We start from the raw sequence: 2,879 nt of genomic DNA on the forward strand, positions 1-2,879 counted from the left end.
AAAGGCGCTTTTACCGGGGCCCTGCAACGCAAGATCGGCCTGGCCGAAACTGCCCATGGCGGCACCTTGTTTCTCGATGAGATCGGTGAAGTGCCCTTGGCGATGCAGGTCAAACTGCTGCGGGCGATTCAGGAAAAAGCCGTGCGCAGCATCGGCAGTCAGCAGGAATTGATTGTGGACGTACGGGTGCTTTGCGCCACCCACAAAGACTTGAACGCAGAAGTCGCCGCCGGCCGTTTCCGTCAGGATTTGTACTACCGGCTGAATGTCATCGAACTGCGCGTGCCGTCTCTGCGCGAACGCAGGGAAGACATCGTGCAACTAGCAGACAACGTGCTCCAGCGATTGGCTGAAGGGTCTGGCCAGCCAGCTGCCAAGCTCAACGCCCAAGCCTTGGAAACCCTGAAAAGCTACCGCTTCCCGGGCAACGTGCGCGAACTGGAAAACATGCTAGAGCGCGCGTACACCTTGTGCGAGAACGACCAGATCGAAGCCAGCGACCTGCGCCTCATCGACTCCCCCACCAGCAGCAGCCCCGGCGAACACAACCTTGCGGACATCGATAACCTTGAGGACTACCTGGAAAGCATCGAGCGCAAACTAATCCTGCAAGCCCTCGAGGAAACCCGCTGGAACCGCACCGCCGCCGCCCAACGCCTGAACCTCACGTTTCGCTCGTTAAGGTATCGGCTGAAGAAGTTGGGGTTGGATGATTAATTCGCTCGCTTCAGTCCCCTTTAGGGACTGAAGCGAGCAACCACGGCGCTGCTGACAGAATATCGACCACCCACATTTTGACTTGAAAAAAACCTGTGGGAGATTCTATGTTTGAGAGTAACCCCAGACCAACTGTCTGTGGATTACCCCAAAACCGGCGTCATGCCGAGAGTCGGTGGGACCGAGCTTGTTCGGGAAGCAGACGACGCGGTGTATCAGACCTACTGCGGCGCGACCTTCAACCGAACGCCAACCGCCCCTGTGGCGCATAAGGCGCCGCATCAATAATGGGCGCCCTCCCCAGCAACAAATCCGTCAACAATTGGCAAGACGCTGGCGCCAGCACCAAACCATTTCGGTAATGCCCACAGTTCAACCACAGCCCATCAAAACCCGGCACCGGCCCGATAAACGGGATGCCATCGGGCGAACCAGGACGCAACCCAGCCCAGTGTCCAACCACTTCTGCGTCAGCCAGCGCCGGAATCAACTCAACCGCCGACGCCTTCAAACTCTCGAGTGCGCTGCCGGTCGGGGTCTTGTCGAAGCCTTCGTGTTCCAGCGTGCTGCCGATCAGGATGTGACCATCGCGTCGCGGAATTGCATAACGGCCCTTGGCGAGGATCATGCTCGGGAGGAAGTCGGATGCGCACTTGTACAAAATCATTTGGCCCTTAACCGGCTCCACCGGCAGCTCCAGACCAACGGTGCTCAGCAGTTCACCGCTCCACGCACCAGCAGCCAGCACCACGCGGTCGCCCAGAATATCGCCGAGCGCCGTACTGACACCGAGCACCCTGTCGCCGTCGCGGATAAAACCACTGACTTCGCACTGCTCATGAAGCGTGACATTAGGCAGCGCCAGCAACGCCGTTTTCAGAGATTTCAGCAGACGCGGATTGCGCACGTTAGCGACGTTCGCCATATAGATCGCCCGCGAATAACCGCCGCCCATCACCGGCACCGCTTCATGCACGGCGGAAATATCCACAGCGCTCAACGGCCGATTCATGCGCACCGCCCATTCCAGTGCTTCTTTTTCGTCGTCCAGGTCCAGCCAATACAGACCGGTGGTGTGGACTTCGGGATCAACTCCGGTGGCCTCAAACAACCGCTCGGCCAACTGCGGATAGAAGTCTTGCGACCAATGCGCCAATGCGGTCACGGCAGAACTGTAGCGCCAGGGGTAGAGCGGCGAAACAATCCCGCCCCCCGCCCATGACGCTTCCTGGCCGACACCGGAACGGTCCAGCAGGACCACACTTTCTACCTCGGAGGCTAGATTGAACGCGGTCAACAGACCGATCACACCACCGCCGACTATGACTACCTGTTGCTTGGACATTGTGGACTCAACGCAAAAAAGAAAGGGATGCGGCGCGTGTAAGACTAAGGAAAAAACGCCGGGGTCGTCGATTAAGCAGTGGGCCATGGTCGCAGACTGCGGCCGATATTTCGACTAGGCCTTAGCCGGGGCGAGTCGGCGCTGCTCAGCAAAAGCCGTCAAAATGCCACTGGTCTGCTGAAACGCCCAGACATCTATTAGATAACGACTTTAAAGTTGAGTAGTATCACGATATTTCCACCGATAAAAATGGAATTTGAGTAATGGATTTCGGCTCTAGCGTCAGGCAGTCAAAGGCGCATCGTGGCCTTCATAGTCCATGTTTATCCCAGGGTAGCCGTGGGTTTACGTTGATTGAGTTGATCATAGTCGTGGTCATCGTGGGAATTTTTGCGGCACTTGCAGCCCCCAGTTTCACCAGCCTGATCCATAAGAACAACGTGACCACAACAGCCAATGAGTTATACGACCTGCTGCAATATTCTCGCGGCGAGGCGGCGTCACGCGGCACGTCGATCACTATATCGCCGCCTGGCTCAAGTAACTCCGCCTGGAATGGCGACATCAAGGTGATTCTCACCAATCAGGGCACTGTACTCAGGGAGATTGGCACAGGGGGCCTTCAAACCGGGGTGGCCATCACGACGGCAATCGGCAGTATCGTCTTCTCTTCCACCGGCAACGCCTCACCTGCTACCTGCTTCACGTTCACTTATACCGGAGACACGTCGATTAAAACCCAATATGTTGGCGTGCTCGGGAGCGGCCGTATCAGTGTTCCGTCTACCACGCTGCCAACAACGGGAGAGTGCAATTG

General features: G+C 57.2%; 3 protein-coding genes. 2 read left to right on the forward strand and 1 reads right to left on the reverse strand.

Annotated elements, in window-relative coordinates; translation table 11 throughout:
- The coding region (locus tag M0974_RS24030) for a sigma 54-interacting transcriptional regulator (RefSeq protein WP_297842834.1) at window positions 1-717 on the forward strand (717 nt) is incomplete at its 5' end.
- 238 nt (window positions 718-955) lie between these two features.
- On the opposite strand, the gene thiO is transcribed toward M0974_RS24030, so the two are convergent.
- Window positions 956-2,062 (reverse strand): glycine oxidase ThiO, encoded by a 1,107-nt coding sequence (thiO, locus tag M0974_RS24035; protein ID WP_297842837.1) that lies wholly within the window; start codon window positions 2,060-2,062, stop codon window positions 956-958.
- 350 nt (window positions 2,063-2,412) lie between these two features.
- Between thiO and M0974_RS24040 the strand changes: the two genes are divergently transcribed.
- On the forward strand, window positions 2,413-2,879 hold a 467-nt coding region (locus M0974_RS24040; RefSeq protein ID WP_297842840.1), incomplete at its 3' end, for a GspH/FimT family protein.

It is taken from the genome of Pseudomonas sp., from assembly GCF_026224925.1.
Taxonomy (GTDB): domain Bacteria; phylum Pseudomonadota; class Gammaproteobacteria; order Pseudomonadales; family Pseudomonadaceae; genus Aquipseudomonas.

What these genes read in the sequence shown, in the direction of transcription:
- thiO (WP_297842837.1), bottom strand. Translation starts at nt 2,062, where the DNA reads ATGTCCAAGCAACAGGTAGTCATAGTCGGCGGTGGTGTGATCGGTCTG.